Raw genomic sequence first — 26,312 nt, 5'->3', positions numbered from 1 at the left:
TCCCGCGTGGGAGCCGGCCGTTTGGCGTTTTCAGGCGTGGTGTGGCCGTGGCGAGTGCGCCGCCTCGTAGGCCTGCATCAGCCGCCGGTAGCGACGCTGGTACAGCATAAACACCGGAAACAGCAGCAGCGGCATCAGGCGTAGTAGCGACGGGTGCACCGCCGGCACTAGCGCCAATAGCGCCGAAAACAGAAACACCGCCGGCGACAACAGCGGCCGTACGGGGTCGAGGTCGGGGTGCTGCTGCTCGTGGGGCGCTACCAGGTGGCTGGCCGGGTTGCGCAGGTAGCGCTGCAGCTGGGTTTGCATAATACCTGTGAAGATGATGTTGAGGGCATACGTCACCCACGGCGTGCTGAGCATGCCATATTCGCTCTGGAAAGCCGTGGTGAAGGGCATGAGTACGATGCTGAGTAGGAATAACATGTTCAGCCACAGCAGCTTGGGGGTGGTATGCCGCACAAACCGGAAAATGCGGTGGTGAGCCAGCCAATATACCGCAATGATGAAAAAGCTCAGAAAAAAGCCAATAAACTTGGCTGTCAACTGCGCAAGCCCACTTAGAGCCGCGTGCTCGGTGCGGTGGTGCAGCTCCGGTACCTTTATTTCGATGGCCAGCAGTGTAATGGCAATGGCAAACACGGCATCCGTAAACAGAATTACGCGCTCTAACTGAAACGCGTCGCGGTTGTGTTGGGCCTTTTCGTTGCCGTCCATACAAAGAACAGGGAAGTGGTTAAGGAATAGAAGACGTGGAAAGATAGTGGATTGCTCTGCCGGTTTTGTGACCAGCTCCTGTTGAATTAATGGAATTTCAGGCTTTCATATTTCCTGAATGGTGGTCAGTAGTTGGGAGGAATCCGGATATTTTCTAGTTTAGGCTTTTCCCTCCCACGTTCTCCCGCGCATGAAAGTCCTGGTATTTCCCGCCCTGCTGGCCGTTGCTATAATTACCACGCCTCCCAAACCCTTTGTGCAGGCGCAGGCCGGCAAACCGCTGATGGCCACCAATACCCCCACGGCCAGCACCGCTTCGTTTGCTCCTGCCCATGCGCCGGCCCAGCCAGCCCCAATAAAAGCCGATAAGCCTGCCTTGGTTACTGAAGCCAGCACAGCCCGCCGGTAAGCGCCTTACCTATCAGTAATAAAGCCCGTTCAACAATGCGTTGAACGGGCTTGACCGTTTATACGGAAAGAAGAATCCGGTACTTATTTCCGATTCTCTACGGCGGCACTCATCTTCTGGGCCATTTCCAGGTGGTGCTGTAGCACGGGCACCTGCTTGGTGGCAAAGGCCTTAATGTCGGGGTCAGAGGCTTTCACGGACGCCTCCGTGAATTCCTTCACGTCTTCCTCGTGGTCCTTTACCATTTCCTTCAGGTACTCCTGGTCCATCTTCACCCCCGTTTTGCCCGTCACATCGTCGTACACCTTTTTGTGGTCGTCGCCGAGGGCAGTGGGTAGGGTGATATTCTTTTTGGCGGCCAACTCCTTCAGCTCAGCATTAGCTTTGGTGTGGTCTGCTACCATCGAGCTGGCAAACTGCTTGCCTTCGGGCGTCATGCCTTTCGCGGCTACCGCGGTGCCCAACTCTACTTCCAGCATACCGCCACTAGCGGCTTTGGTCATGAATTCCGTATCAAAATCCATGGCCTCCTTCTTTACCTCGCCTACTTCTGTATCGGAGGTTGAGGCATCGTTTTTGGCTTCATTCTGCTCCTGGGCCTGTTTTACTGAATCGTTGGAATTACAGGCCGTGGCGGTAGTAAAAAGAGCAGCGGCCGTAGCCAACTGCAATAGTGTGCGTTTCATATAAGCGTGTAAGTGGTGGAGGGGAAGTTAGACAGAGGTGAGAGGAGCAGGAACTCAAGGGCCTGAACAGACCTCGCGGCACTGCTCAGGCTCCTGATAGTTTGGTAGGATGCTTTATTTGGCTGGTGCGGCCGCCGAATCAGCAGCAGCTGCCGAATCAGCACTGGCGGTTACCGTGGGCCCGGCATTGTTGTCAATTACAACTGCATCGGCTTTTACGCCGCCCTCATCAGCAGCTTTGTCCATGTCGCTCACGGCTTCGCCAGCAGTGCCATCAGTGCGTTTGTCAGCACCATTGCAGCTCGCCAGCAGCAGGCCGGCACTCAGGGTCAGGAAAGGAAGAAAGCGGAATTTCATACTCAGGGAAATGGAAAAGATGGAAAGAATAGGAGGGGAGAATCAGGGCTTGATCTTGTCACGGAGCGCATCGGCGGCACGGGAGAGGTCCTGGAGCACGGGTAGCTGCTGGCTGGCCAGGGTCCGGATATTGCTGTCGTACGCTTCCTCCTTCATGTCGTCGGAGGCGTCTTCGTCGGTATCCAATACGGCGCTCAGCTGCTCGCTGTATTTCTGGTCGAAAGCTGCTCCATTTAGCGCCGTCAGCTCACCGGCCTGCGTTGCCTGGGGTTTGCCCAAGCCGGTAGGTAGCATGATTTTTTGCTGCTGGGCCAGCGTTTTGAGGCTGCTCAACAGCCCATTGGTCTGAGCAATTACATTCTGGGCGGTGTAGCGGGTATCGGGTGAAGCGGCTTTGCGCACCGCCAGCTGACTGATTTCAACCAGCAGCATTTTGCGGCTTGCGGATTCCACTATAAATTCTGCATCCCGGATCTGATGCTTCGTCACGGCCTCCTCCCCAATACGCTTCTCGTTCTGAAATTTGGCCTCCGAAACCGGATCCTTATTGCTCTCAGCCTGCGAGCATGCCGCCAGCGCCAACAGCAGAACAGCGTACGTACGCACAGGAATCAGCATAAAATCAGGAGTTTGAGAAAGCAGTAAGACTATTGCGGGCTATACGCGTCTGTCCGAGGCAGGTTCGGGAATAGATTTTTAAAAAAAGTTCCCAACCGCATTAAACTCCACGGTAGCTTTTCTCTCCAACCCAGCGAAAGAGCTCTTCACTACTTCCGTTTCACCACGTCTCCACACTTTTTTCTCGCCCCTCATGAAACGCTCCGCATTCCGTTTGCTTGGCTTCGCCGCCCTGGCTTCTTCTTCGCTGCTGCTGGCCGCCTGTGATAAATCCAATGACCCTCAATCCACCGCCGATGCCGCCGTATCTGCCGAAGATCAGAGCCTGGCCGAGGACGAAAACGCCACCGTGGCGGATCTGGTTGACGCGGGTTCCCCCTCCGACGCAGCCGTGAATGGTAGTCCCGCTGCTGAGCCTGCCGACCTGGGCCGCGTGGGTGGCTCCTGCGTAACCCGCACCTACGATGCCGCCACCCGCACCCTCACGCTTGATTTTGGCACTACCAATTGCGTAGGTCCTAACGGCGTAGCCCGGCGCGGGAAAATTGTAGCGGTGTTCAGTGGCCCCTACCGCCAGGCTGGCTCCACCGTCACCATCACGCTGGTCAACTATTTCCGCAACGATAACCAGCACACCGGTACCCGCACGATTACCAACCTGGGTCAGGGCTCCTGGAGTCTGGATGTGCAGAATGCCAGCATCACCACCTCGGCCGGCACGCACTCCTGGGCTTCGCAACGGGTGTACACCCGCACAGCGGGCTTTGGTACCCGTACCATTGCCGATGATGAGTACAGCGTAACGGGCCAGACGTCGGGCACCAACCGCAAAGGCGTCAGCTACACGGCCACGGTGCAGCAGCCTCTCATTAAGAAATTTCAGGCCGGCTGCGCCCGTACGTTTGTAGCCGGCACGGTGAAAGTGCTGACTTCCCGCGAGAAAGAGCTGCTCCTGAACTATGACCCCACCGGCACCCAGGCCTGTGATAATATTGCCACCATCACGGTAAATGGCACCACGCGCACTATCCGGGTTGGCGGGCGGCTGTAAGCTGCTCCGGTTCCCGTACCTAACAAAACAGGCGGCCCCACACGGGGCCGCCTGTTTTGTTAGCGGTGTAACAATGCCTCTGCCAGCAGCAGATCCTCCGGCGTGGTGATTTTGAGGTTCCGATAGTCACCTTCCACCAGATGAATCGGGTGGAGGTCTTCCACTACGCTGGCATCGTCGGTGAAGGTGGTAAGTTCCGGCAGCTTATAAGCCCGTTGCAGCAAATTCAGCTCAAAGCACTGGGGCGTTTGTACCAGGCGCAGGCGGCTTCGGTTCAAGGCGTATGAGCCCTGCTGATTGAGCCCGCGCACCGAATCCTTTGGTACCACGGCGGCCACAGCGGCACCGTGGTTGTACCCGGCCTGGTACGTCGCCTCAATTACGGACTGGGGTGTAAGCGGCCGTACGCCGTCGTGCACCGCCACCGTGCCGCCTTCGTGGGAGGCCAGTTGCGCCAGCCCGTTGCGCACGGAGGCCCAGCGGGTAGCGCCGCCCGCTACTACCGTATGCGGAATAGTCACCTGGTAGTCGGCGCAGATGCGCTGCCAGGTGGTAAACTGCTCGGCCGGTAACACTACTACCAGTTCCTGTACCCGCAGCTCGGGCGCGGCAAACCGCCGGAGCGTGTGCAGCAATACCGGTTCGCCGGCTAACTCCAGAAATTGCTTGGGCCGGTCGGCACCCATGCGGGTGCCGCTGCCGCCGGCAACAAGAATGGCGTATCGGTTCTTCGACATAGGAAGTGGCGCTATGAAGTGTGTAGTAACCACGTGGGCAGAGTGGTCAACAAAAAGCCCGGTCACCAAAGGTAACCGGGCCAGACTTGCGAAACAGAGTGAAACGTCAGACGCTGCTCTCCGAATACGGATTTTCTGCGCTAGAGAATCAGCATGGCGTCGCCGTAGCTGAAGAACTTATACTTCTCCTTAATGGCCGTCTGATATGCTTCGATGAGCAGCTCGTGCCCGGCAAAGGCGGAGGCCATCATCATCAGCGTGCTTTCTGGCGTATGGAAGTTGGTAAGCAGCGAGTTGGCAATTTTGAAGTCGTAAGGCGGGAAGATGAACTTGTCCGTCCAGCCTTCCGTGGGCTTCAGGCGGGAGTTAGCCGAAACCGACGACTCCATGGCCCGCATTGAGGTGGTGCCAATGGCACATACCCGCTTTTTGGTATCCAGCGCCTTATTTACTACCACCGCCGATTCTGCCGGAACGATGAAGTTCTCGGAGTCCATCTTGTGCTTGGTCAGGTCTTCCACGTCAACCGTCCGGAAGGTGCCCAAACCTACGTGCAGCGTTACAGGTACTACTTCTACGCCTTTGATTTCCAGGCGCTTCATTACCTCGCGGGTAAAGTGCAGGCCCGCCGAAGGGGCGGCTACGGCACCCGTGTGCTTGGCGTAAATCGTCTGGTACCGCTCTTTATCGGCCGCTTCGGTTTCCCGGGTAATGAAGTCTTTCGGAATGGGCGTCTCGCCCAAATCGTGCAGCGCCTTATAAAACTCCTCGTCGGAGCCATCAAACAGGAACTTGATGGTACGGCCGCGCGAGGTGGTATTGTCAATTACCTCTGCCACCATGTCCGACTCGCCGAAGTACAGCTTGTTGCCCACCCGGATTTTACGAGCCGGATCCACCAGCACGTCCCACAGATGAATTTCCTTGTTCAGCTCGCGCAGCAGGAACACTTCAATCTGAGCACCGGTCTTTTCCTTGTTGCCATAGAGGCGTGCCGGAAAAACCTTCGTGTCGTTTACTACAAATACGTCGCCCTCGCCAAAATACTCCAGTATATCCTTGAAGGTGCGGTGCTCGATTTTGCCACTGTCGCGGTGCAGCACCATTAAGCGCGACTCGTCGCGGTTTTTGGCGGGATGCTGTGCCAACAGGTTTTCAGGCAGGTCAAACTTGAACTCAGAAAGCTTCATGGGCCAGACAGGGCAATAGGTGGGGAACCTAAGGGAAAAAATTGAGCCGCGAAATTACACAGAATAGTCGGAATAATCGTTACTTTTCGCCCGAAATCTGCTTATTGCCCTTTCCACGCCCTTTGCTGACCCCACTCACCGCATGAAAGCACTGCGCTTAACCCTGGAAAGTTTTCGCTTCGCGTGGGAAGCTCTGAAATCAAACCTGCTCCGTACCATCCTCTCACTGCTGGGGGTTACGGTAGGTATTTTTGCCATTATTGCCGTTTTCACCATCGTCGACTCGCTGGAGAAGAACATCCGCGACAGTATGAGCTTTGTGGGCGACAAGGTGATTTACGTGCAAAAGTGGCCCTGGGCCTTCGGCGGCGACTATCCGTGGTGGAAATACTTCAACCGGCCGGTGCCTACGGTACGGGAGTTCCGAGAGATTCAGCGCACTCTCAATCCGGCCAGTCACAATGGTATAGCCATTTTCGCAGCTACGGGCGGCAATACGCTCAAAGCCGGCTCCAACTCCGTCAGCGACTGTGCCATCCAGGGTATCAGCTTCGATTACCGTCGGGTATCGGATGTGCCGGTTGCGGAGGGTCGCTACTTTACCCAGCAGGAGATGAATGCGGCCCGCAACGTGGCCATTGTGGGCTATGATATTGCGCATAACCTATTTCCCAATGGCTCGGCTCTGGGCCAGGAGTTTAAAGCCAAAGGGCAGCGCTACACCATCATCGGGGTGATGCAGAAGGAAGGAAAGAAGCTGCTGGATACCCCCAGCAACGACACCAACTGCTATATTCCTTTCACCTCCTTCACCAAGATATTCCAGCTGAGTACCAACGGCATGGGAGGTGCGCAGCCAACCATTGCCGTAAAAGGCCGCGACGACGACCCCGGCCTGTTGAATCTGGAGGCCGAAATTCAGGGCAATATGCGCGTTATCCGGGGCCTGAAACCCCGTGAGGACGATTCGTTTGCCCTGAACCGCCCCGAACTGCTGGCCAATGCCATTACGCAGCTGTTTTCCGTGATTGGTATTGCAGGCTGGGTAATTGGGGGCTTTGCTATGCTGGTGGGGGGCTTCGGCATTGCTAACATCATGTTTGTGTCGGTGAAGGAGCGCACCAATATCATCGGGATTCAGAAGTCATTGGGGGCCAAGAACTACTTTGTGCTGTTCCAGTTTCTGTTTGAGGCCGTATTTCTGTGCCTGCTGGGTGGCGGGGCCGGCATTCTGCTGGTGTTCCTGATTACGCTGCTGCCCCAAGATGCCCTGCCGCTGTTTCTGTCGGCCGGCAACATCTCCCTGGGGCTTACCGTTTCGGTGGTGATTGGGGTGCTGGCCGGTATTATTCCGGCTGTGCTGGCTTCCAACCTCGATCCTGTTATTGCTATTCGGGCGCAGTAAGCAATTGTATTCTCAGAGTAGTGGATAGGTAACAGCGTACCCCTCTATTGACACATTTAATTAGCGCAATGTTAACAAATTGTTAACTTGCCGGTCGCTACCTTGGGTCGCCCTCTTCTTCCGTGGGGGCGGCTTTCTTTTTGCCTTTTTTTCATCGTTTACCCCGGTGCGGAGAAATTCCCACAGTAACCGCCTGCGCCCGTGTGCAGGTGTCCTCTGCACCCTATTCCTCCTGTAGCTCCTATGGCGAAGCTCAAAAAAACCAGCCGCACGAAAGTGGCGGATGAAGTACTGAACGCTGGCAGCGGCCAGACGATTGTTCAGCCCAACGTCAACGACAATAAGGTTAAGACCATCAGTGATATCCGTGAGCAGACGCACGGGGAGCGTACCGTGCAGCTTGATGATGAGCAGCGCATCCGCCGCGCGTTCGTGGATAAGGACTGGAACGAAATCAAGATTGCCGACAGCTGGCAGATCTTCAAGGTGATGGCCGAGTTTGTGGAGGGCTTCGAGAAGATGTCCAAGATTGGCCCTTGCGTGTCCATTTTCGGCTCGGCCCGCACCAAGCCCGACAACCCGTACTACAAAATGGCCGAGGAAATTGCAGCCAAGCTGGTGCGTCATGGTTACGGCGTAATCACGGGGGGCGGCCCCGGCATCATGGAAGCCGGTAACAAAGGTGCCCACTCGGAGGGCGGCAAATCGGTGGGTCTGAACATTGAGCTGCCGTTTGAGCAGTTCAACAACATCTACATCGACCCGGACAAAATCATCAACTTCGACTACTTCTTTGTGCGGAAGGTGATGTTTGTGAAGTACGCGCAGGGCTTCATTGGCATGCCCGGCGGCTTCGGCACGCTGGATGAGCTGTTTGAGGCTATTACCCTGATTCAGACCAAGAAAATCGGCCGCTTCCCCATTGTGCTGGTAGGTACCAAGTACTGGCAGGGCATGTTCGACTGGATTCAGAAGGTGATGCTGGAGGACGAGCACAACATCTCGCCCGAAGATATGCACCTGGTGCAGCTGGTGGACGACTCGGAGTCGGCGGTGAAAATCATCGACGATTTCTACAGCAAATACCTGCTGTCGCCGAACTTCTAATCACGAATTTCCGCGGACTCCTGTCGGGTTTCGCGGATTTTGTGGACGGGCCGCGGGTGAATTTCTCGTAGTGCTTTTAAAAGCCGCTTCCAACGAAGCGGCTTTTTCGTTGTTCTTTAGTGCCCTGGTGCCCATCGTGTACTCTAATTGCCTGCTCCTTCCGTGTCTGCATCCGTGAAATCCGACGAATCCGCTTCTGCCCATGAGTTTGATTACCTGATTGTGGGTGGCGGAGCGGCGGGGCTGAGCCTGGCCTACCACATCAGTCAGGAGCCACGGCTGGCAGGCAAGCGGGTACTGCTGCTGGAGCCCGAGGTGAAAAACCAGAATGACCGGACCTGGTCGTTCTGGGCTGATGCGCCGACGCTATTCGACGGTATTGTGGCCAAGGAGTGGACGCAGATAGCTTTCCGCAGCCCCACATTCGAGCGGGTAATTCCGCTGACGCGCCACCGCTACAAGATGATTCGGGGGCTGGATTTCTACCGGTTTGTGCAGCGGGCCTTGGCCGATAAACCGCAGTTTACATGCGTAACCACCACTGTAACTGCCATAAGTAATACTGCCGACGGAGCCGTAGCGCACACCCCGCAAGGTGAGTTTCATGCGCAATACGCCTTCGACAGCCGCCCACCGGAGCTGGCCAGGCTGCAGCGGCCGGAGCGGTACCGCTACCTGCTGCAGCACTTTGTGGGCTGGGAAGTGGAAACGGAGCAGGATGCCTTCGACCCGGAAACGGCAGAATTCATGGACTTTCGGGGCGAGCAGCAGCGGGAGGCGCGGTTCATGTACGTGCTGCCTTTTGATAAGCGCCGGGCGCTGGTGGAGTACACGCTGTTTTCGGCCGAAGTGCTGCCCAAAGAACAATACGAAGAGGAGCTACAGAACTACCTGAGCCGCTTGCTGAACGGGCAGGCCTACCGCATCACGGCCGAGGAAGTAGGTGCTATTCCGATGACTGACCACCCGCTGCCGGCCAACACCGGGGCGCACATCATCAACCTGGGCACCCGGGCCGGGCGGGCCAAAGCCAGCACTGGGTACGCCTTTAAGCGCATTCAGCAGCACTCAGCACGGCTCACGGCAGCCCTGGCGGCTACCGGCCACCCGCCCCAGAACCTCACCGGCGACCAGTGGCAGTTCCGGCTATTCGATACGCTGCTGCTGGATATTATGCAGCGCCAGGGCGAGCAAACCCGGGAAATCTTCACCGACCTGTTCCGGCGCAACCCCATCGAGCGGATTTTTGATTTTCTGGATGAGCGCACCTCCCCGTGGCAAAATTTCCAGATCATGAATTCCGTAGCTCCCTGGCCCTTCCTGCGCTCCATCGGGCACGTACTGCGCGGTCGGCCGGGGCAGCGGTGAGATGGTAGATGACAATAAGTTATGACTTCTCTGCCAGGCTTTCCTCACTTTCCAGAAATGCCCGCTCGGCTTGCACGGTGGCGGCCGAAAGGGGGAGCAGGATGGGAGTGGGGCGGGAAAGATTGAGCAGGTAGCCGGGCAGCTCCGCCAGATTTTCCAGGTCGTGGGTGATGCAGAGAATGGTTTTGCCGTGCTGCTGCACCCAGCTTTCCAGCAGAGCAAACACCCGGCGGCGGTAATATACATCCAGCTGCTGCGTGGGCTCATCCAGCAGATACAGGCTGGCATCCTGCAAGCTCAGCTGGGCCAGCCACACCAGCTGCTGCTCTCCGCCGGAAAGCAGGGTAAAATCCTGTTGGGCCAAGTGAGCGGCACCTACGTTGGCAAGCGCGGCATCGGCCAAGTGGTAATCGTGACTGGTGTAGGCTCCCAGGAAGCGGTGGTGCCGGAAGCGGCCCATCACCACCAGCTCCCGTACAGGTATGGAAAACTCCACGCTGGCGCGCTGGGGTAGGTGAGCCAGCACTCCCGTAGCTGCCGGCCGCGGAATGGCGCGTAGCTCCCGGCCCGCTACCTGCACGCTGCCCTGGTATGGAATGCGGCCGGTAAGCGCCCGGAACAGCGTGGTTTTGCCGCAGCCGTTGTGACCGATAATTGCCACAAACGCTGGCTCTGGTACCATAAAACACAAATTGCGGAGCAGGACGCGCTGTCCATACCCCGCAATCAGGTTGTGTATTGCTAGTGCTTGGTGCATAGTGCTGAGTGCTTAGGCAAAAAAATGCATCGTGATAATGCTATGCGCTAATAACCAGGCACTAGGCACTAACTACTAATACTCGTCTTCGTTGAACATGAAGTCCTCTTTGGTCGGGTAGTCCGGCCATACTTCTTCGATGTTCTCGTAGGGCTGACCGTCGTCTTCCAGAGCCTGCAGGTTTTCTACCACCTCCATGGGTGCGCCCGAGCGGATGGAGTAATCAATGAGTTCATCCTTGGTGGCAGGCCAGGGAGCATCTTCCAGGTACGAAGCAAGTTCCAGAGTCCAGTACATAGTCGTGTGTGCTACTAAAAAAAGTGGTCAAAAGGTGAATCGTCGTTAGCAAAAATCCGGCCGTTATATATGCCTGACACGATTACCGACTTGCGGTTGCTTTTGCATGCTGACGCCAACGTAAAATACGGTGCAGGGTTGGGCTAGCCAACTGTCTGCTGCCGGAACATGGCAATCAGGTCGTTTTTTGTGCGGATTTTTCGGTCGAAGGCCCGGATTTTCCCTTGCAGCATGGTCCGGAAAGCCTCATTGCTGGGAGAGTCGCTGAGCTTACCCAGGTTTTCCTGCAGCACATCCTGTTCCTGCTGGTCGTACTTGATGAATTCCTGCAGTGCCTGAATGCGCAGGGCGGCCTGATTTTGCGGGGTGCTGGCTTCCGTAGCAACCGGACGTTTGCGCATGTAGTGCTCCAGGGCGCTCATCTCAAACACCTTGTCGCAGGCCAGAATAAACTGCTCCCACACCCGGTCCGATTCTTCACCGCGCACCGGACCCACCTTTTTCCAGGCGGCCTGCAACTCTTTGGCGCGGGTTACGGCTTCCTGCATAGGGCGCTGCAGCAGGGCCTGCGCCTCGGCTACCAGGGCCCGCTTGCGGCTGAGGTTGTCCTCGCCGGAATTGCCGCCGGGGGTAAATTGCTGCTCCTGGCGCTTGCTCTCAATGTGCACCTTCAGGCGCTCGAAGAAGTGGTTGTGAGCCGCCCGGAACCGCGTCCAGAGGTCGTTGGCCTGCTTGCGGGGCAGAGTTCCGTCAATTTCCTTCCACTGCTGCTGCAGCACTTTGAGCTTGCGGGTAGTCTCCTCAAACTCATTGGAGCTCTGCAATGCTTCCGATTTATGAATCAGGTCTTTGTACTGGTCGTACACCCGGTTCGTCATCGATTTCTTTTCGGCCAGGAACTCCTTCTTACGAGCGAAGAAAGCATCCACGGCCGCCTGAAAACGAGCTTCCAGCTCATCGACCAGGTGCTTCTCGACGGGGCCGGTTTTAATCCAGCCCTGGCGCAGGTCCTTGAGCTTATCGCTGCCCGCCTGCCAGTCGATGGTATCATGCAGGGCTTCGGCCTCCTGAATCAACCCGATTTTAGTGGCCAGGTTCTTCTCCCGGTTGCGATTGATGGTGACTTTGATAGACTCCTCGGCCTCGGTGAGGCGGTGGTACAGGCTCTCGAAATCACCCAGGGCGTCGTAGCTGCCCACCTGCTCCTTCAGGTGCAGGGCCTTCATCAGATAGGAGCCTTTATTATCAGACTCTTCGATCTTCTGGAGCAGTTCTTCTACCTTGGAGCGGAAGAGCGTGAAGCGCTGGGCAAAATATACCAGCGAGGCGTCGGCGGATTCTTTTACCTGGCCCACCTGACGGGCTGGAAAAGTGAGGAGCGGGCGAAGCCACACCTGGTCGCCCTCGATGTAGCCATAACGGCGGGCTTCGGCCAGCAAGTGGTCTTGTGATTCCATAATCAGATAGCGGGGGAGCGAATAGGTGGAAAGGTCGGAGTGTGGGCCGGAAAGATGTACAAGTTTACGGGTTGTTGGGTAATTCCTTCGCTTAGCCCAAGCTTCGGAATGTTAGCGTAGGCTGCCTACCTTTGGCCCAACGGCCTGTGGCTAACCGCCGCAGAAAGCTACGCGGTAGCCGCCATGGTGGTTATACCCGGCGGCCAGCCCTGCTGCGAAATAGCCCGTAGTGGGCCGCTTGCCCGCACACCGGGCCGGTGCTGCCACCGCAAAATAGAAACCCCCGGCCAACCGGCAAGCCCGGCCCGGTAATATCTGAACTTCTGATACCCGACTGAACCATGTCCGACCAGCCCACCATTATTTTCTCCATGGCGGGGGTAACCAAGGTGTACCCGCCCCAGAAACAGGTTCTCAAAAACATCTACCTCTCGTTTTTCTACGGCGCTAAAATCGGCGTGCTCGGTCTCAACGGCTCGGGTAAGTCCTCGCTGCTGAAAATTATTGCCGGCCAGGACAAGCAGATTCAGGGCGACGTAGTATGGTCACCGGGCTACTCGGTGGGCTACCTGGAGCAGGAGCCCCAGCTGGACGCCACCAAAACCGTGCGTCAGGTAATTGAGGAAGGCGTGGCCGAAACCGTGGCCTTGCTCAAGGAATTCGACGAAATCAACGAAGCCTTCGGGGCCGAGGATGCTGACTTCGATAAGCTGCTGGAGCGCCAGGGCACCGTGCAGGAGCGCCTCGACCAACTCGACGCCTGGAACCTCGACAACAAGCTGGAGCGCGCCATGGATGCCCTGCGCACGCCCCCCGAGGAAGCCATCATCGGCAACCTCTCGGGCGGGGAAAAGCGCCGTGTGGCCCTGTGCCGCCTGCTGCTCCAGGAACCCGACGTACTGCTGCTGGACGAACCCACCAACCACCTGGATGCCGAGAGCGTGCTGTGGCTGGAGCAGCACCTGCAGCAGTACAAAGGCACCGTTATAGCCGTAACCCACGACCGGTATTTCCTCGATAACGTGGCCGGCTGGATTCTGGAGCTGGACCGGGGCGAAGGTATTCCGTGGAAAGGCAACTACTCGTCGTGGCTGGAGCAGAAGTCGAACCGCCTGGCGCAGGAAGAGAAAACCGAGAGCAAGCGCCAGAAAACCCTGCAGCGCGAGCTGGAGTGGGTACGTATGGCCCCGAAAGCGCGCCAGGCCAAGAGCAAGGCCCGCCTGGCCGGCTACGACAAGATGGTGAACGAAGACTCCAAGGAGAAGGAGCAGAAGCTGGAGCTGTTCATCCCCGACGGGCCGCGCCTGGGTTCCCAGGTGATTGAGGCCGAAGGGCTGCGCAAGGCTTTCGGCGACAAGCTGCTGTTCGATAACCTGAGCTTCTCGCTGCCCCAGGGCGGTATTGTGGGCATCATTGGGCCGAACGGCGCCGGTAAAACCACGTTGTTCCGCCTCATCACCGACCAGCTGCAGCCCGATGCGGGCACCTTCGTGGTGGGCCCCACGGTGCAGACGGCCTACGTGGACCAGCAGCACGACACGTTGGACCCCAACAAATCGGTGTTCGAAACCATTTCGGGCGGTACCGAAACCATGCTGCTGGCTGGCCGGCAGGTAAACTCGCGCGCCTTCGTGAGCAACTTCAACTTCCGCGGCGGCGACCAGGAAAAGAAAGTAGGCAGCCTCTCGGGCGGGGAGCGGAACCGGGTGCACCTGGCTACCACCCTCAAGCAGGGTGCCAACCTACTGCTGCTCGACGAACCCACCAACGACCTGGACGTGAATGCCATCCGGGCCCTGGAAGACGCGCTGGAGAACTTTGCCGGCTGCGCCGTTATCATCAGCCACGACCGGTGGTTCCTCGACCGCCTCGCTACCCACATTCTGGCCTTCGAAGGCGACTCGCAGGTGGTGTGGTTTGAGGGTAACTTCTCCGACTACGAGGAAGCCAAGCGCAAGCGCCTCGGCGACGTGGAGCCCAAGCGGGTGCGCTACCGCAGCCTGAACTAAGCTGCTCGATTAACTGATTGCAAACGTCCTCTCCTGGCTTTGGCCGGGAGAGGACGTTTGCGTTTTGGGGGAGGATATTTAAGAAGAAAAGAACGTCATGCTTCGGCTGCGCTCAGCATGACGTTCTGCTTCTCGACCATCCAGCCTCAGTGCGGCATGTGGCTGATTTTGGCTTCGTCGAGGTCGAGCTGGGCTTCCTGATGGCGGAGCATTTCTTCCTCGAACACGTCTTCGCGGCGCAGTACAAACAGCTCCTCCCGCTGCACCTGCAGCACGTCCAGCAGCACCTGGTGGTAGCGTTGCAGGGCCAGGCGCTTAGATTCGTCGTAGTCGAGGGCTTCCAGCAGGTTGCCGGTACGCTGGGCCTCGGCCTGCATGCGGTGCTGCAGGGCATTAATCATCTCGTTGGTCCGGATGTCCTCGGGGTAGTGCCGGGCCAGGTGGGCCAGGGCCACATGACGCAGCCGCAGCCGGATGCCAGCTTCCTGGGCATCGGTGGGCATGCGCTCCTCTTGATCAGCCACGCCGGTGAGGCGAATAACGGCTGGCAGCGTGAGGCCCTGAAACACCAGCGTAACCAGGATTACCACGAAGGTGATGAACAGAATCAGGTTGCGCTGGGGGAAAGACTGGCCGGTGTCGAGCAGCAACGGTACCGATAGGGCCGAAGCCAACGACACCACGCCCCGCATACCGGCCCAGCCAATGATAAGCGGCCCCTGCCAGCCGGGACTGGTTTCCTGGGTGCGGATGCTGCGAAACAGCCAGCGCGGCACAAACGCCGCCGGATACATCCAGAGCAGCCGAATCAGAATAACGATGGCGCTGATAATGAGCCCGTAGGTAATGGCCTGCTGCAAAGAGTAGTTGCCCAGACCCTGCACCGCCACCGGCAGCTCCAGCCCAATCAGGATAAACACCAGGCCGTTGAGGGCAAACCCCACGCTGCTCCACACGCTGGTAGCCTGCAGGCGGGTATCGGCATCGAACACCCGGTGGGAGTGGTAGGACAGCATCAGCCCGCCGCTGACCACGGCCAGCACGCCCGAATAGTGAAATTCCTCGGCCAGCAGGTACATCACGTAGGGAGCCAGGAAGGTGAGTACCGTGTTGATACTGGGCGTGGTAGGTAGGTATTTATGAATCAGATAGAAGCCGTAGCCCACTGCCAGCCCAATGGCCAGCCCCATGCCGCTCACTATCAGAAAGCTGGTAATGGCCTGGTGCCAGGAAAACGTGCCCGATACCACTGCCGCCAGTGCAAACCGGAACACAATCAGGCTGCTGGCGTCATTAATCAGGCTTTCTCCTTCCAGAATGCTGACGACCCGGCGCGGCACCTTAATGCCCTTGAGCACGGAAGTAGCGGCCACGGCATCGGGCGGGGAAATAATGCCGCCCAGCAGAAACCCCAGCGCCAGCGTGAAGCCCGGAATCATGGCCTGGCTGACGTAGGCTACGATAGTGGCAGTAAAGAACACCAGCCCGAAGGCCAGCAGCGTAATGGGCCGCTTCCAGCGCCAGAAATCCTGCCACGACGTATCCCAGGCGGCCTGGTACAGCAGCGGGGGCAGGAAAATCAGGAAAATCAGGTTCGGGTCGATGACGATGGTGGGCAGCCCCGGCACCAGGCTGAGCGCCAGCCCCGCCAGCACCAGAAAAATGGGGTAGGAGATGCGCAGCTTCTGGCTCAGCATCACCAGCAGCAACATGGCAAATAACAGCCCCAGCACCAGCAGAATGGTTCCGTGTAAGTCAGTGTGGGGCATAGGCGGGAGTGCAAGCAGAAGGGACGAGCTTGCCGGCGGAAGGTAGCGGCTGCCGGGCAAAAACGCTACCCGCAGCGGGGAGGGCGAGTGCGCGGCCCCGGCAGATAGGAAAAACAAGTAATTTTTTCCTTCTGTGCATCAGGTAGTTATTACTATAAATTCAGGTCGGACCTAAGGATTCTCCACTTTCCCCGACTAATGGGCAAACACCGAGCATCTTGAAAGAGCAGTTTCTTCTTCTTATTGAAAGCCACCCGGGCCTGATCCAGAAGGTCTGTAATATGTACTGCTACTCCAGGGAGGATCAGGAAGACCTCTTTCAGGACATCGTGCTGCAACTCTGGCGGGCCTACCCCTCGTTCCGGAGCGGCTCCAAGGCCACCACCTGGCTGTACCGCGTCGCCCTCAACACCGCCATTACCCGGCTCCGGCAGCAGCCCAAGGCCGGGCGGTTTGCCGAGCTGGGGCCCGAAGCCTTGCAGGTACCGGCCGCCGAGGAAAGCCCCAGCGAGGAAATGGCGGCCATGTACCGGGCAATCCGGCAGCTCTCCCAGGTAGACCAGGCCCTGACTTTGCTTTACCTGGAGGATTGCAGCTACCGGGAAATGGCCGAGGTATTGGGCATCTCGGAAACCAACGTGGGCTACAAGCTCAACCGCATTAAGGCCCAACTACGCACACTCATCAGCCTAGCCTAGCATGGAACTGGACGAATTCAAAAAAAACTGGGGCGCCGCCCGCCGCGAAGGGCCTGACCAGGGCAGCCTCACCCGGGAGGCCGTCGGGCGGATCATCGAGCGCAACGCCCGCTCTCTGGGGGAGCTGCGGGCGAAGAGTGCGTTCTGGAACCGGATTGGCGGGTGGAATGCCGCTTTGCTGGTGGTGCTGGCAGTCGGCTACCTGGGGTGGCAGTACCACCGGGGCCTGGCTGGGGCTGCGCTGGCCGTCAAGCTGCCGCTGGTGGCCGTACTGGTGGGGTTTGCGCTGTTCTCCGGGTGGAGCTACCGCCGCCAGGAGGAAATCTTCTCGCAGAATACCGACGCCAGCTCCCGGGAAGCACTCCGCCTGACCCTGGCGGCGTTCAGACACTACTACCGGTTCACCAACGCCGTGTTTTTGGTGGTCTCCCCGGTGGCGTTCTACGCGGTGTTTGAGGTGCCGGGCCTCGGCCTGTCGTTTGCCGCCGGCAGCCTGGCGGCCGTGGTCCTCACGGGGTTCTCCTTGCTGCTCCGGTATGGGTACTACCGGGTGGTTTTTTTCCCCCGCATCCGGGAAATGGAAGCCAACCTGCGCGAGCTGGAAGATACCCCCGGCCGCTGAGCTGCCTGTTGCCGTCTTTTCACCAATCACTCCTTTTTAACCCCTTTCCCTTTTTACATGAAACAGCTGTTACTCACCCTGGCCCTGCTTGTTAGCGGCCTGGCCGCCGCCCAGAACTTCGAGGGCAAAATCGTGTACCACAACACCTACACGAGCAAAACCCCGGGTCTTTCCGACGGGCAACTCAGTGACCTGATGGGCGACGTGCAAACCTGGTACCTGAAAGGCGGGGACTACCGCTCAGAGCTCAACGGGACGCAGATGGTCTGGCAGCTGTACCGCCACAGCGACAACAAACTGTACAGTAAGTTTGCCGGCTCCGAAACGCTCCTCTGGCAGGCGGGCACCTCGAACCCCGACAGCGTACTGAGCACCACGCTCCGCAAAGGCGCCACCGAGATTCTGGGCTACCAATGCGACGAGCTGACCCTGGTTTGCAGAAGCGGCATTCAGAAATACTACTTCAGCTCGCGCCTGCCCGTGCAGCCGGAGCTGTACAAAGGCCACCGGTATGCCAACTGGTACACCTACCTTTCGAAAGCCGGGGCGGTACCACTGAAAATTATAATCGAAACCGCGCAGTTTAGCATGCAGAGCGTGGCTACCGGCGTGCATCCATTCCCGCTCAGCGCCACGTCCTTCGCGCTTCCCGCAAATGCGCAGACCGCAAAGAGTCCTTACTAAAACTACCAGCGCTTCCCGCAGTCAATCGGGCTGGCAAGCATAAAACCTGCCGGCTAGTCCGGTTGACGGGAGGGAAATGAACTTTGGTACTGGTGGTACGACATAGTCCAGGCGGCCTGGTACAACAGTGAGGGCAGGAAAATCAGGAAGATGAGGTCGGGGCTGATGACGATGCGCGGCAGCCCCGATACCAAGCTAAGCGCCAGCCCCGCCAACACCAGAAAAATGGGGGTAGAAGATGCGCAGCTTCTGGCTCAGCATCACCGCAGCATGGCAAACAGCAGCCCCCAGCCCCAGCAGAATCGTTCAGTATAAGTCAGTGTGGGGGATGGGCAGGAGGTGGGGTTGGTGGTGACAATAGGTCGGAAGGTAGCCGGGTGGGGCCAGAAACACCACCGCAGGTGCGGTATGGTGGCAGATTATGGTTCAGGGGCGTAGTCGGTCAGGCGGCGCAGGGACACGGGCGTCCGGCGGCCTTTGCGGTGTAGCAGTACCTGACAGGTTTCGGAAATTTTGTGGATTTCGTACTCGCCCGTCACAAAGTTGGTATCCTAGTAGTCGCCGCCTGGGGAGCCATCAAGGCTTTCACAATCACCGGTGGCACGAGTTAGGGACAGGGATTCACCAATCAGAAAAAAGTTACCCTGCTGATACCGGAATTTGCTGATGACGCTCCAGCGCCAACTGCTCCCGCCGTAGTGGTTCACTGTCAACACTCCTCTTCTAATATTGAGGCCGGCAAATGGGTCACCGTATTGGCCCCCACCGTTTCTGGCAATCATGGCTCGGTTGGCTTGAGCGGCCAATTTATAGCCTTGTGCAGTGCTAAACAGAACGATCAGCACCCGGCCGGGCATTGTTTCGTCATCATAATCAGGCCGACTTTCGCTTTTTGGGTACAATACCAGCGCCACATCAGGTCGGCCATCCTGATTTAAGTCGCCGATGGCGCAGCCTCCGGATAGGGTATCGTAGCGAGCAGGTATAAAAGCAGAAAGTGTATGACCTTGAACCGGAATTTTGGGCGTTGGACCCGGCTGAATTGTGGTAACGAAGGACGCCAGAAGTAAGGCAATAAAAACAGCTTGCATATAGGGCTGAAAGTACGGTTTAGAACGACAGTGCGCTACTGTATCAGGTTATCTACCTTGCACCCCGCATGACCTCCCCCCTAGCGCAGTACCTCACCCGTTTCCGTAAGCTCCGGACCAGCCGCCTGGCGGGGGAGGAGGCCCCCTACAAGCCGGCGCTGCTGCTGGCCGTGCTGGAAGGCATCGAGCAGGGCAGCATCCGGGACAACGAAATCAACATCACCCCCGAACTGCTGGCCGCTTTCCAGAGCAACTGCCGCGACCTGAGCGTATCGGGCAGGTTTCGGGCCAACAACTTTGCCCTGCCATTCTACCACCTCACTGGGGAAGGGTTCTGGCACCTGCACACGTATTCGGGCCAGCCGCTGCTGCTCACCTCCTCCGGCTCGCCGCGCAGCCTGGGGCACCTGCAGGCCGCCGTGGCCTATGCCGCCCTCGATGCGCCGCTGTGGGAGATGCTGCAGGATGCGGCTACCCGCCAACTGTTCCGGGAGGCACTGCTGGACCGATATTTTCCGCAGACGCGCTTCCGTTACCGGCCCTGCGCCGGCCCCGAAACCCTGCAAACCCTGGGCCGGCAAATGCTGGAGGAACCCGCCGCCGTGTATCAAACTCACCTTGACTTGGCTGATGAGGTAGAAACGATGGTGCGTAGCGCCGTTTTCAAGCGGGAGGTGCTACAAGCCTATAACTACACCTGCGCCATTTCGGGTCTGCAGCTTATCAGCACGGGGACCAGCGCCGTGGCGCCGCTGCTCGATGCCTGTCACATCATTCCCTGGGCCCTCACGCACGACGATACCATCGGCAATGGCCTGGCTCTCACGCCCACCCTGCATCGGGCCTTCGACCGACACCTGCTCCGCATCGACCAGGAGTACCGGGTGCGGGTGGCTAGCAGTTTTCGGGAACTGCGCGGTCCGGAGCACGGCTTATTACAGTTTGAGGGCGAAAAGCTGCGGTTACCTGAGCGGCCGGAGTGGTGGCCCAGGCGGGAGGCACTGGCAGCTAGATAACGCCTTTACCGCACACCGCGCACCCGCATGGACAGCACGTACACAGCCTCGGAGGCGGTGATGAACAACGTGTCGCGCTTTTTGCCTCCGAAGCATACGTTGGCGGTCCACTTCTCGGGAATGGCAATCTGCTCGATCTGCTGGCCGGCAGGAGTATATACAGTTACGCCGTTACCGGTGAGGTACACGTTGCCCTGGCTGTCGATGGTCATGCCGTCGGAGCCCTGATTCACGAATAGCTACCGGTTCCGCAGTTGCCCGTCGGGGGCAATATCGTAGCGGTAGGTTTTGTTGGCCCCAATGTCGGCCACGTACAGCCGCTTGCCATCGGGCGTGCCGATTAGGCCGTTGGGCTGCTGCAGCTTGTCATCGGCCACTACGGGCTGGGCCGCGCCGGCGGGCAAGTAGTACACGTGCTGGCCGCCCAGGGCCGGGTCGGGTTGCTGGCGCGCCCAGTAAGGGCGCTGGTAGTAAGGATCAGTGAAGTAGAGGCCGCCGGTTTTGGGCTGCACCCACAGGTCGTTGGGGCCATTGAGGGTGCGGCCCTGCACGTCTTTCAGCAGCACGGTTACTTTGCCGTCAGGAGCAACGGACCAGAGCTGGTTATGCTCGTCGGCGCAAACCAGCAGGTTGCCTTTCTGGTCGAAGTAAGTCCCATTGGCGCGGCCGGCCGATTCCAGAAAAACCGTGAGTTTTCCCTCGGTGCTGTATTTCCAGATTTTGTTGTTAGGCTGATCGGTGAAAAACACGTTGCCGGCCTTATCCACGGCGGGCCCTTCGGTGAAGCTGAACTGCCGGGATACCAGTCGGGGCGTGGCACCAGAGGCTACCACGGTGCGCCTGGCCGGTGCAGACGGCGTCTGCGCCACCGCCGAGGCGAAAGCGCCACCCGTCAGCACAGTCAGGGAAAGAAGGCCGGAATACAGAGTGCTACAAGCAGGCATGGCGGTAGAAAATAGACGAACGATGTAACTCACCGCGAAGCGGATATACCCAAGACGAAAAGTGGCCGTATTAGCTGCACGGCCGTAACCGGGCCGCCACTGTTTCTCGCTGCTTTTCCGTTGCCTAGTGCCTTCTACTTCCTCTGCTGCCGCCCCCGAAGCTTCTTCCAAAGTAGCCATTGTGGCGGCCCTGGCTGCTAATCTGGCCATTGCCATCATCAAGTTTGTGGCCGCGGCCTTCACGGGCAGCTCGGCCATGGTGGCCGAGGGTATTCACTCGTTGGTAGATACCATTAATGAGTGGCTGCTGCTGCTGGGGCTGCGGCGCAGTCAGAGGCCTGCCACCGAAAACCGGCCGTTCGGGTACGGCAAGGAGCTGTACTTCTGGTCGTTTGTGGTGTCCATCTGCATCTTCGGAATCGGGGGCGGAATTTCTATTTACGAAGGCGTGGAGCACCTGCGCCACCCGGCTCCGCTGCGTAACCCCACCTGGAATTACGTGGTGCTGGGCTGCGCGCTGGTGTTCGATGGGGCCTCGTTTCTGCTGGCCCGGCGGGCGTTCAATGCCCAGCGGGGGCGGCAGTCGTTCTGGCGGGCGTTCCGGGGCAGCAAGGACCCCTCCACGTTCGTGGTGCTGTTCGAGGACGCCGCTGATGTAATGGGCCTGCTGGTGGCGTTTTTGGGCGTGTTTCTCAGCCATCAGCTCCACAACCCCTACCTGGATGGAGCGGCTTCCCTGGTCATCGGACTGATTTTGCTGGTGGTAGCGGGGCTGCTGCTGCGCGAAAACCGTAGCTTGCTGCTGGGGGAACCCGCCGAGCCGAAGCTGCTGCATCAGTTAACCGAGCTGGTCTGCGCCGATGCCGCCGTCGTAGCCATAGAGCCGCCCCTGTCTTCCTACCTGAGCCCGCATGAGCTACTGGTTCTGATCCGGACCGAGTTTGCCCCGCATCTTTCGGGGCCGGATGTTGCCGATGCCGTGGCCCGGCTCCGCACGATTATTCAGGCTGCGCACCCCGATATTCAGCAGCTGTTTATCGAGCCGGTTCGTAAGGTGCCGCTTTCATCAACTAAGCCCATGTTGTAAGCGTATGATACCGTGCGGGATACTCGTTTTTTCGCTAACTCAGAACTGTGTATTATGAAAAAACTGCTGCTCATCCTGCTCTGTTGCTGTTCACTGGGTCTGCAGGCCCAATCAACCCGGCCGGCGTCGCCCCGAAAGCTGTTTCCGGGCCTGTTCGAGGCGGTGCAGCTGGGCCGCGTGTTTCCTGATAACAAAACCTTCGTGGATGCGGAGCCGCTGGAGCGCCCGGCCGTGATTCTGGCCGCCTATGAGCAGATGCGTCAGCAGCCCGCTTTCAACCTGAAGCAGTTCGTGGAAGCCTATTTCCGGCTGCCGGCCACCACGGGGCCAGCCTATCGGACGAATGTGCAGGCTGGTTTGCAGCATCACCTCGATACGCTCTGGACGGTGCTGAGCCGGCCGGGGCAGACTGCCGTGGAGCCGTACTCGTCGTTGCTGCCGCTGCCCCGGACCTACGTGGTGCCGGGTGGCCGTTTCCGGGAGGTGTACTACTGGGACTCCTATTTTACCATGCAGGGGTTGCGCATCAGCCGCCGTACCGACCTGATCCGGGGTATGGTCGATAATTTTGCCGATCTGGTGACGCGCTACGGCTTTATTCCGAACGGCAACCGCACGTATTACCTCACCCGTTCCCAGCCGCCGTTTTTCGGCCGGATGGTGGAACTGCTGGCCGATACGCAGGGCTCTGCCGATTCGGTACGCCTGCGCTACTACCCGGCGCTGCTGCGCGAATATCAATTCTGGATGGCCGCTGCCGACTCGGTGGCTCCCGGCCAGGCCCGCCGGAGCGTGATACGCCTGCCCGACGGTACCCTGCTGAACCGCTACTGGGACCTGAGTGCGGAGCCCCGCGAGGAGTCTTACCGGGAAGACGTAGCTGCCGCCGCCCGGACCACCCGTCCTGCCGCAGAGTTTTACCGTGACATTCGGGCCGCTGCCGCTTCGGGCTGGGATTTCAGCAGCCGCTGGTTTGTGCCGGGGCAGGGGCTGGAATCCATCCGGACTACGCAGCTGGTGCCGGTTGATCTGAACTGCCTGCTGTACGAAAACGAGCTGCAGCTGGCCCGCCTCAGTCGGCTGCGCGGCGACGCGACCCTGGCCGCAACACTTGAAAAGCGCGCCGCTGCCCGTCGCAAAGCCCTGTTGCGCTATTGCTGGAACAAGGACGTCAACTGGTTTGTGGATTACGACTGGGTACGCCGTCAGCCCTCGGCAGTGCGCACACTGGCCGGTGTGTTTCCGCTTACCGTGGGTATTGCCACCGAGGCGCAGGCCCGGCAGGTGGCCGAGGGCCTGCAGCGGGATTTTCTGAAACCCGGCGGTTTGGTTACTACGCTGGGTAGCACCGGTCAGCAGTGGGATGCCCCCAACGCCTGGGCGCCGCTACAGTGGATGGCCGTGGAGGGTTTGAAAAAATACAACCAGCCACAACTGGCGCGCACCATTGCCACGCGCTGGATTACGCTCAATGAGCAGGTGTTTCAGCAAACCGGCAAGCTGATGGAGAAATACAACGTGCAGAATCCCAGTGCGCTGGGTGGCGGTGGTGAGTACCCGCTGCAGGATGGTTTCGGGTGGACCAACGGCGTACTGCTGGATTTTATGGTGTACGTCGGGGCCCGTAAGAGTTGAGTTGGTTACCGGAACAGCTCGTTGCGGCGCATAGCCTTGGCGTAAGCCGATTCCGGTGCCCGTTTGCCGAACAGCTTGCCGGCTTTCTTTTTCGAAGCTTTGGTTTCTGATTTGGTCGGGCCGGGGCCGGCAGTGGAGTGGGAAGGATACGTGTTGGCCACAACGGCCAATAGCAGGAGAGTAGCCAGCGTTTTCATCGTGACGGAACAAAGAGTGGATAACTGAATTAGCGCCGTGCGCGAAGCCGCCGGTATGCCGGGGTGTGGTGCCGCTTTTTGCGCTTGAACCAGCCGGGCAGCTCAGCGGCACCGGTTTTGCCGGCGGCAGCAACCGTGGTGGTATGCAGATTGACGGGAGAGGTAGCGGAAGCCTCAGTAGTGGATAGTAAGGGCACAGCGAAGAAGGCCAGGAAAATTGTTTTCATGGGTTTAAAGAATGTTTTAGTTGTGTTTGTGCAAGTATAAGTCAAAATATTTATTGTTAAAATTATAATATAAAAAGCGGTCAAAAAAAAGCCCCTCCCGGAAAGGGAGAGGCTTACGTAAGTGCGTGGTGCTCTTAGTTTTCGTCGGAGGCAGCTTCGGCAATCTTAGCTGTGGCGAATACCGCTACACTGGCCAGCACCGCAATACCAATAATCAACTGGGTAGTGGTGAAGCGCTGGGAGGCTTTACGCAACAGGGCGCTGCCGTTCTTCAGCAAATCATCTATCTGGTCCTGCTCGCCTTTAAATACGTGGTAGGCGCTTTGCAGCGTGTTGATAACGTCTTCAGGAAGGATCTTTTCGACTTCTTTGGGGAGTTGGCTGCTCATATTCGGGAAAGACAGAGGGGGTGAAGGATAGTGGCAGACCGCCGGGAAGCGGTGCCGAGGGTTCTGTACGGAGGTTGGCAACATTTTGATACCTCCGTTTTTCACCTTTTCCTTCAGGCCCCTGCTTACGGTTGGCCTTACTCCACCGCAACCGGCTGCGAGCTAACCCGACCGCCTTCCTGAATGTGGCAGTGGTAGAAACCCGGCGCGAGGCCCGCCACCGTCAGCGGTACCTGCTGCGGCCCGGCGGGCAGCCGCCGGTCAAGTACCCGCGCCACTTCCCGGCCCACGGTGTCAAACACCAGAATCTGCACGTGGCCGCCCTGGGCCTCAAACGCCACGGTAGCCCGGCCTTCCCGAATCGGGTTGGGGAAAACCTGAAACCCCGCCACGTTCAGGCTGGCGGCGGGTGTGGTGCCATTGACAACGCCGGGCCGGATAACCGGCACATACGGAAACGCCCCGCCCGCCGAGGGCAGCAGTGCGTTCAGCGTAGCCTGAGGAACCTGGAACCAGTCTTTCAGAATACTGGCGTAAATGGCCCGGAAATCATACTGCATGGGCACGTTATCATTCACGCCGGCATTGGCGGGCAGCTGAGGGTTGGTGCCGTGGATGCGCGGGTTCACGCTGGTGCCAAACACGAACAGCGGAGCCGCCGCGCCGTGGTCGGTGCCGCGGCCGGAGTTGGCCTTAATGCGCCGCCCAAACTCCGAAAACGTCATGCCCACCACCCGGTCCTGCACGCCCAGCCGCCGCACATCGTCCTGAAACGCCGCCACGGCTTCCGATATCTTGCCCAGCAGCGTGGCGTGGGTGCCGGTGGTGGTGCTGCCGGTGGTAGGCACCTGGTTTACGTGGGTATCGAAGCCGCCGAGGTTGCACACGTACACGCGGGTTTGCAGGCCCCCGGCAACCAGCTGAGCCACAATCTTGAGTTGGTCGGCCAGGGAGTTCTGGCCGGCGGCGGGGTACAAAGGCGAGAGGTTGCGGGCCCGGGCGGCGGCGGCCTGCAGGGTAGTAGTGTATACCTGCGTCTGCTGCACCACCTGCCGGATAAACGTCAGCTCGTGGCCGGCCGGGGTGTTGGGGGCCGTGTCCACCACCCCGCTCAGCAGCTGGTAGAAGGATGAGGTGCTGGCAATGGCCATGCCCATATTCACGCTGGGGCCCTGCACGCAGTTGCTCACCACCGAGCCGATACTGATGGCCAATGGGTCGGGATTCTGGGTGCTGGGGTAGCCGGTGGGGTAACCCGGGTACTCGCCGTTGAGGTAGCGCCCGGCCCAACCCGAGGTGATGGTCACGTTGGAGTCGGAGGCGGAGGTCCAGATGTCGGTGGCGCGGAAGTGGCTGAAGTTGGGGTTGGGGTAGCCCACGCTCTGCACCACGCCCAGCTGGGCATTATCGTAGAGGTTTTTGAGGCCCGTCATGGCCGGGTGCAGGCCAGTGAGGCTGGTCAGGCGCAGGGCCTGGGCCTCGGGAATGGCAATATCGGCCCGGGCATTCATCAGAGCCGGATACTGATCGAGGGGCAGCACCATGTTCAGGCCGTCGTTGCCGCCGTTCAGCTGAATCAGCACCAGCACGTGGTCGGTTTGGGTGGCCCCGCCCGTCAGCTCGTACAGCTCCGGCGAAAACCCGTAAGCCCCGATGGGCAGGCCGCCCAGCAATGTGGGAAGCACAGTGGCGGCGGCCGTCGTCTGGAGGAAATGTCTGCGGTTCATTGACTCAATGGATGAATGAGTGAATGGGTGAGTAAGTGAATGATTGGGTTCTGGCAGGCTA

General features: G+C 58.9%; 28 protein-coding genes and 1 pseudogene. 12 read left to right on the top strand and 17 right to left on the bottom strand.

The features are described 5' to 3' along the window. Positions 1–30: 30 nt before the first annotated feature. Positions 31–717, bottom strand: coding sequence for a TMEM175 family protein (locus tag EI291_RS08725; protein ID WP_125419419.1), 687 nt, complete (start codon positions 715–717; stop codon positions 31–33). A 190-nt stretch (positions 718–907) separates the two neighbouring features. On the opposite strand from EI291_RS08725, the gene EI291_RS08720 reads away from it, so the two are divergent. Then, the gene (locus tag EI291_RS08720; RefSeq protein ID WP_125419418.1) at positions 908–1,126 is read left to right on the top strand and encodes a hypothetical protein; all 219 of its coding nucleotides are present in this window, start codon (positions 908–910) and stop codon (positions 1,124–1,126) included. An 83-nt stretch (positions 1,127–1,209) separates the two neighbouring features. On the opposite strand, the gene EI291_RS08715 is transcribed toward EI291_RS08720, so the two are convergent. The 3 genes from EI291_RS08715 to EI291_RS08705 form a co-directional block, all read right to left on the bottom strand. Next, positions 1,210–1,812 carry a DUF4142 domain-containing protein gene (locus tag EI291_RS08715; protein WP_125419417.1) on the bottom strand — a complete coding sequence of 201 codons (603 nt, stop codon included), beginning with the start codon at positions 1,810–1,812 and terminating at the stop codon, positions 1,210–1,212. 114 nt (positions 1,813–1,926) lie between these two features. Then, positions 1,927–2,169, bottom strand: a complete 243-nt coding sequence (locus tag EI291_RS08710; RefSeq protein WP_125419416.1) for a hypothetical protein — start codon at positions 2,167–2,169, stop codon at positions 1,927–1,929. Positions 2,170–2,211: 42 nt separating this feature from the next. Beyond that, entirely contained in the window at positions 2,212–2,787 is a 576-nt protein-coding gene (locus EI291_RS08705) for a DUF4142 domain-containing protein (protein ID WP_125419415.1), read from the bottom strand. A 193-nt stretch (positions 2,788–2,980) separates the two neighbouring features. Between EI291_RS08705 and EI291_RS08700 the strand changes: the two genes are divergently transcribed. Continuing rightward, entirely contained in the window at positions 2,981–3,838 is an 858-nt protein-coding gene (locus tag EI291_RS08700) for a hypothetical protein (RefSeq protein WP_125419414.1), read from the top strand. A gap of 59 nt (positions 3,839–3,897) precedes the next feature. Here EI291_RS08700 and EI291_RS08695 read toward each other — a convergent pair whose 3' ends face one another. Next, positions 3,898–4,575, bottom strand: a complete 678-nt coding sequence (locus EI291_RS08695; RefSeq protein WP_125419413.1) for a 2-C-methyl-D-erythritol 4-phosphate cytidylyltransferase — start codon at positions 4,573–4,575, stop codon at positions 3,898–3,900. Positions 4,576–4,715: 140 nt separating this feature from the next. Continuing rightward, the gene (queA, locus tag EI291_RS08690) at positions 4,716–5,765 is read right to left on the bottom strand and encodes a tRNA preQ1(34) S-adenosylmethionine ribosyltransferase-isomerase QueA (protein WP_125419412.1); all 1,050 of its coding nucleotides are present in this window, start codon (positions 5,763–5,765) and stop codon (positions 4,716–4,718) included. Between the two features lie 142 nt (positions 5,766–5,907). Here queA and EI291_RS08685 point away from each other — a divergent pair, with 142 nt between their 5' ends. The 3 genes from EI291_RS08685 (at position 5,908) to EI291_RS08675 (ending at position 9,645) form a co-directional block, all read left to right on the top strand. Continuing rightward, entirely contained in the window at positions 5,908–7,170 is a 1,263-nt protein-coding gene (locus tag EI291_RS08685; protein WP_125419411.1) for an ABC transporter permease, read from the top strand. Between the two features lie 243 nt (positions 7,171–7,413). Next, the gene (locus EI291_RS08680) at positions 7,414–8,277 is read left to right on the top strand and encodes an LOG family protein (RefSeq protein WP_125419410.1); all 864 of its coding nucleotides are present in this window, start codon (positions 7,414–7,416) and stop codon (positions 8,275–8,277) included. 174 nt (positions 8,278–8,451) lie between these two features. Then, positions 8,452–9,645, top strand: coding sequence for a lycopene cyclase family protein (locus EI291_RS08675; protein WP_170172571.1), 1,194 nt, complete (start codon positions 8,452–8,454; stop codon positions 9,643–9,645). A gap of 19 nt (positions 9,646–9,664) precedes the next feature. Here EI291_RS08675 and EI291_RS08670 read toward each other — a convergent pair whose 3' ends face one another. The 3 genes from EI291_RS08670 to EI291_RS08660 all read right to left on the bottom strand — a co-directional run bounded on the left by EI291_RS08670 (position 9,665) and on the right by EI291_RS08660 (position 12,156). Beyond that, positions 9,665–10,402: an ABC transporter ATP-binding protein gene (locus tag EI291_RS08670; protein WP_262697271.1), complete on the bottom strand. Its 738-nt coding sequence runs from the start codon at positions 10,400–10,402 to the stop codon at positions 9,665–9,667. Between the two features lie 75 nt (positions 10,403–10,477). Continuing rightward, positions 10,478–10,699 carry a DUF2795 domain-containing protein gene (locus EI291_RS08665; RefSeq protein WP_019948259.1) on the bottom strand — a complete coding sequence of 74 codons (222 nt, stop codon included), beginning with the start codon at positions 10,697–10,699 and terminating at the stop codon, positions 10,478–10,480. Positions 10,700–10,842: 143 nt separating this feature from the next. Further along, positions 10,843–12,156: a DUF349 domain-containing protein gene (locus EI291_RS08660; RefSeq protein ID WP_125419408.1), complete on the bottom strand. Its 1,314-nt coding sequence runs from the start codon at positions 12,154–12,156 to the stop codon at positions 10,843–10,845. A 341-nt stretch (positions 12,157–12,497) separates the two neighbouring features. On the opposite strand from EI291_RS08660, the gene ettA reads away from it, so the two are divergent. Beyond that, complete coding sequence (ettA, locus tag EI291_RS08655) at positions 12,498–14,165, top strand: energy-dependent translational throttle protein EttA (RefSeq protein WP_125419407.1); 1,668 nt, start codon at positions 12,498–12,500, stop codon at positions 14,163–14,165. Positions 14,166–14,311: 146 nt separating this feature from the next. Here the strand turns inward: ettA and EI291_RS08650 are convergent, their stop codons facing one another. Next, positions 14,312–15,934 (bottom strand): Na+/H+ antiporter, encoded by a 1,623-nt coding sequence (locus EI291_RS08650; RefSeq protein WP_125419406.1) that lies wholly within the window; start codon positions 15,932–15,934, stop codon positions 14,312–14,314. Positions 15,935–16,152: 218 nt separating this feature from the next. Between EI291_RS08650 and EI291_RS08645 the strand changes: the two genes are divergently transcribed. The 3 genes from EI291_RS08645 to EI291_RS08635 are packed head-to-tail and all read left to right on the top strand — an operon-like array spanning position 16,153 to position 17,938. Further along, on the top strand, positions 16,153–16,632 hold the full coding sequence (locus EI291_RS08645) for an RNA polymerase sigma factor (RefSeq protein ID WP_125419405.1): 480 nt from the start codon (positions 16,153–16,155) through the stop codon (positions 16,630–16,632). 1 nt (position 16,633) lies between these two features. Next, entirely contained in the window at positions 16,634–17,254 is a 621-nt protein-coding gene (locus EI291_RS08640) for a hypothetical protein (protein WP_125419404.1), read from the top strand. Positions 17,255–17,311: 57 nt separating this feature from the next. Next, positions 17,312–17,938 (top strand): hypothetical protein, encoded by a 627-nt coding sequence (locus tag EI291_RS08635; RefSeq protein ID WP_125419403.1) that lies wholly within the window; start codon positions 17,312–17,314, stop codon positions 17,936–17,938. 53 nt (positions 17,939–17,991) lie between these two features. On the opposite strand, the gene EI291_RS22830 is transcribed toward EI291_RS08635, so the two are convergent. Then, the gene (locus EI291_RS22830; RefSeq protein WP_170172570.1) at positions 17,992–18,156 is read right to left on the bottom strand and encodes a hypothetical protein; all 165 of its coding nucleotides are present in this window, start codon (positions 18,154–18,156) and stop codon (positions 17,992–17,994) included. A 333-nt stretch (positions 18,157–18,489) separates the two neighbouring features. Beyond that, positions 18,490–19,029, bottom strand: coding sequence for a hypothetical protein (locus EI291_RS08630; protein WP_125419402.1), 540 nt, complete (start codon positions 19,027–19,029; stop codon positions 18,490–18,492). Between the two features lie 68 nt (positions 19,030–19,097). Between EI291_RS08630 and EI291_RS08625 the strand changes: the two genes are divergently transcribed. Beyond that, positions 19,098–20,045, top strand: coding sequence for an HNH endonuclease (locus EI291_RS08625; RefSeq protein ID WP_125419401.1), 948 nt, complete (start codon positions 19,098–19,100; stop codon positions 20,043–20,045). 5 nt (positions 20,046–20,050) lie between these two features. Here the strand turns inward: EI291_RS08625 and EI291_RS08620 are convergent. Beyond that, positions 20,051–20,989 (bottom strand): annotated as a pseudogene (locus EI291_RS08620) (SMP-30/gluconolactonase/LRE family protein). Positions 20,990–21,116: 127 nt separating this feature from the next. Between EI291_RS08620 and EI291_RS08615 the strand changes: the two are divergent. After that, complete coding sequence (locus EI291_RS08615; protein ID WP_125419400.1) at positions 21,117–22,076, top strand: cation diffusion facilitator family transporter; 960 nt, start codon at positions 21,117–21,119, stop codon at positions 22,074–22,076. A 54-nt stretch (positions 22,077–22,130) separates the two neighbouring features. Then, a complete protein-coding gene (gene treF, locus EI291_RS08610) occupies positions 22,131–23,711 on the top strand; it encodes an alpha,alpha-trehalase TreF (RefSeq protein WP_125419399.1) in 1,581 nt (526 codons plus the stop codon). Positions 23,712–23,716: 5 nt separating this feature from the next. Here treF and EI291_RS08605 read toward each other — a convergent pair whose 3' ends face one another. From EI291_RS08605 to EI291_RS08590, 4 genes are all read right to left on the bottom strand, one after another. Beyond that, positions 23,717–23,908: a hypothetical protein gene (locus EI291_RS08605; protein ID WP_125419398.1), complete on the bottom strand. Its 192-nt coding sequence runs from the start codon at positions 23,906–23,908 to the stop codon at positions 23,717–23,719. Between the two features lie 29 nt (positions 23,909–23,937). Beyond that, on the bottom strand, positions 23,938–24,135 hold the full coding sequence (locus EI291_RS08600) for a hypothetical protein (protein ID WP_125419397.1): 198 nt from the start codon (positions 24,133–24,135) through the stop codon (positions 23,938–23,940). A 134-nt stretch (positions 24,136–24,269) separates the two neighbouring features. Beyond that, positions 24,270–24,524 carry a hypothetical protein gene (locus EI291_RS08595; RefSeq protein WP_125419396.1) on the bottom strand — a complete coding sequence of 85 codons (255 nt, stop codon included), beginning with the start codon at positions 24,522–24,524 and terminating at the stop codon, positions 24,270–24,272. Positions 24,525–24,661: 137 nt separating this feature from the next. Continuing rightward, entirely contained in the window at positions 24,662–26,251 is a 1,590-nt protein-coding gene (locus tag EI291_RS08590) for a DUF1501 domain-containing protein (protein ID WP_125419395.1), read from the bottom strand. Between the last annotated feature and the right edge of the window lie 61 nt (positions 26,252–26,312).

Origin of the sequence: Hymenobacter rigui (assembly GCF_003944715.1) — a bacterium.
Classification (GTDB): Bacteria; Bacteroidota; Bacteroidia; order Cytophagales; family Hymenobacteraceae; genus Hymenobacter; species Hymenobacter rigui.
This window is presented reverse-complemented; position numbering and strand designations above follow the sequence as displayed.

Coding starts and splice junctions, on each gene's coding strand:
- EI291_RS08595 (WP_125419396.1), bottom strand. CDS start 24,524: ATGAGCAGCCAACTCCCCAAAGAAGTCGAAAAGATCCTTCCTGAAGAC.
- EI291_RS08640 (WP_125419404.1), top strand. CDS start 16,634: ATGGAACTGGACGAATTCAAAAAAAACTGGGGCGCCGCCCGCCGCGAA.
- EI291_RS08605 (WP_125419398.1), bottom strand. CDS start 23,908: ATGAAAACGCTGGCTACTCTCCTGCTATTGGCCGTTGTGGCCAACACG.
- EI291_RS08680 (WP_125419410.1), top strand. CDS start 7,414: ATGGCGAAGCTCAAAAAAACCAGCCGCACGAAAGTGGCGGATGAAGTA.
- EI291_RS08630 (WP_125419402.1), bottom strand. CDS start 19,029: ATGCAAGCTGTTTTTATTGCCTTACTTCTGGCGTCCTTCGTTACCACA.
- EI291_RS08720 (WP_125419418.1), top strand. CDS start 908: ATGAAAGTCCTGGTATTTCCCGCCCTGCTGGCCGTTGCTATAATTACC.
- EI291_RS08650 (WP_125419406.1), bottom strand. CDS start 15,934: ATGCCCCACACTGACTTACACGGAACCATTCTGCTGGTGCTGGGGCTG.
- EI291_RS08670 (WP_262697271.1), bottom strand. CDS start 10,402: ATGCACCAAGCACTAGCAATACACAACCTGATTGCGGGGTATGGACAG.
- EI291_RS08600 (WP_125419397.1), bottom strand. CDS start 24,135: ATGAAAACAATTTTCCTGGCCTTCTTCGCTGTGCCCTTACTATCCACT.
- treF (WP_125419399.1), top strand. CDS start 22,131: ATGAAAAAACTGCTGCTCATCCTGCTCTGTTGCTGTTCACTGGGTCTG.
- EI291_RS08705 (WP_125419415.1), bottom strand. CDS start 2,787: ATGCTGATTCCTGTGCGTACGTACGCTGTTCTGCTGTTGGCGCTGGCG.
- EI291_RS08695 (WP_125419413.1), bottom strand. CDS start 4,575: ATGTCGAAGAACCGATACGCCATTCTTGTTGCCGGCGGCAGCGGCACC.
- EI291_RS08715 (WP_125419417.1), bottom strand. CDS start 1,812: ATGAAACGCACACTATTGCAGTTGGCTACGGCCGCTGCTCTTTTTACT.
- EI291_RS08685 (WP_125419411.1), top strand. CDS start 5,908: ATGAAAGCACTGCGCTTAACCCTGGAAAGTTTTCGCTTCGCGTGGGAA.
- EI291_RS08635 (WP_125419403.1), top strand. CDS start 17,312: ATGAAACAGCTGTTACTCACCCTGGCCCTGCTTGTTAGCGGCCTGGCC.
- EI291_RS08665 (WP_019948259.1), bottom strand. CDS start 10,699: ATGTACTGGACTCTGGAACTTGCTTCGTACCTGGAAGATGCTCCCTGG.
- EI291_RS08625 (WP_125419401.1), top strand. CDS start 19,098: ATGACCTCCCCCCTAGCGCAGTACCTCACCCGTTTCCGTAAGCTCCGG.
- EI291_RS08710 (WP_125419416.1), bottom strand. CDS start 2,169: ATGAAATTCCGCTTTCTTCCTTTCCTGACCCTGAGTGCCGGCCTGCTG.
- EI291_RS08590 (WP_125419395.1), bottom strand. CDS start 26,251: ATGAACCGCAGACATTTCCTCCAGACGACGGCCGCCGCCACTGTGCTT.
- EI291_RS08660 (WP_125419408.1), bottom strand. CDS start 12,156: ATGGAATCACAAGACCACTTGCTGGCCGAAGCCCGCCGTTATGGCTAC.
- EI291_RS08700 (WP_125419414.1), top strand. CDS start 2,981: ATGAAACGCTCCGCATTCCGTTTGCTTGGCTTCGCCGCCCTGGCTTCT.
- queA (WP_125419412.1), bottom strand. CDS start 5,765: ATGAAGCTTTCTGAGTTCAAGTTTGACCTGCCTGAAAACCTGTTGGCA.
- EI291_RS08725 (WP_125419419.1), bottom strand. CDS start 717: ATGGACGGCAACGAAAAGGCCCAACACAACCGCGACGCGTTTCAGTTA.
- ettA (WP_125419407.1), top strand. CDS start 12,498: ATGTCCGACCAGCCCACCATTATTTTCTCCATGGCGGGGGTAACCAAG.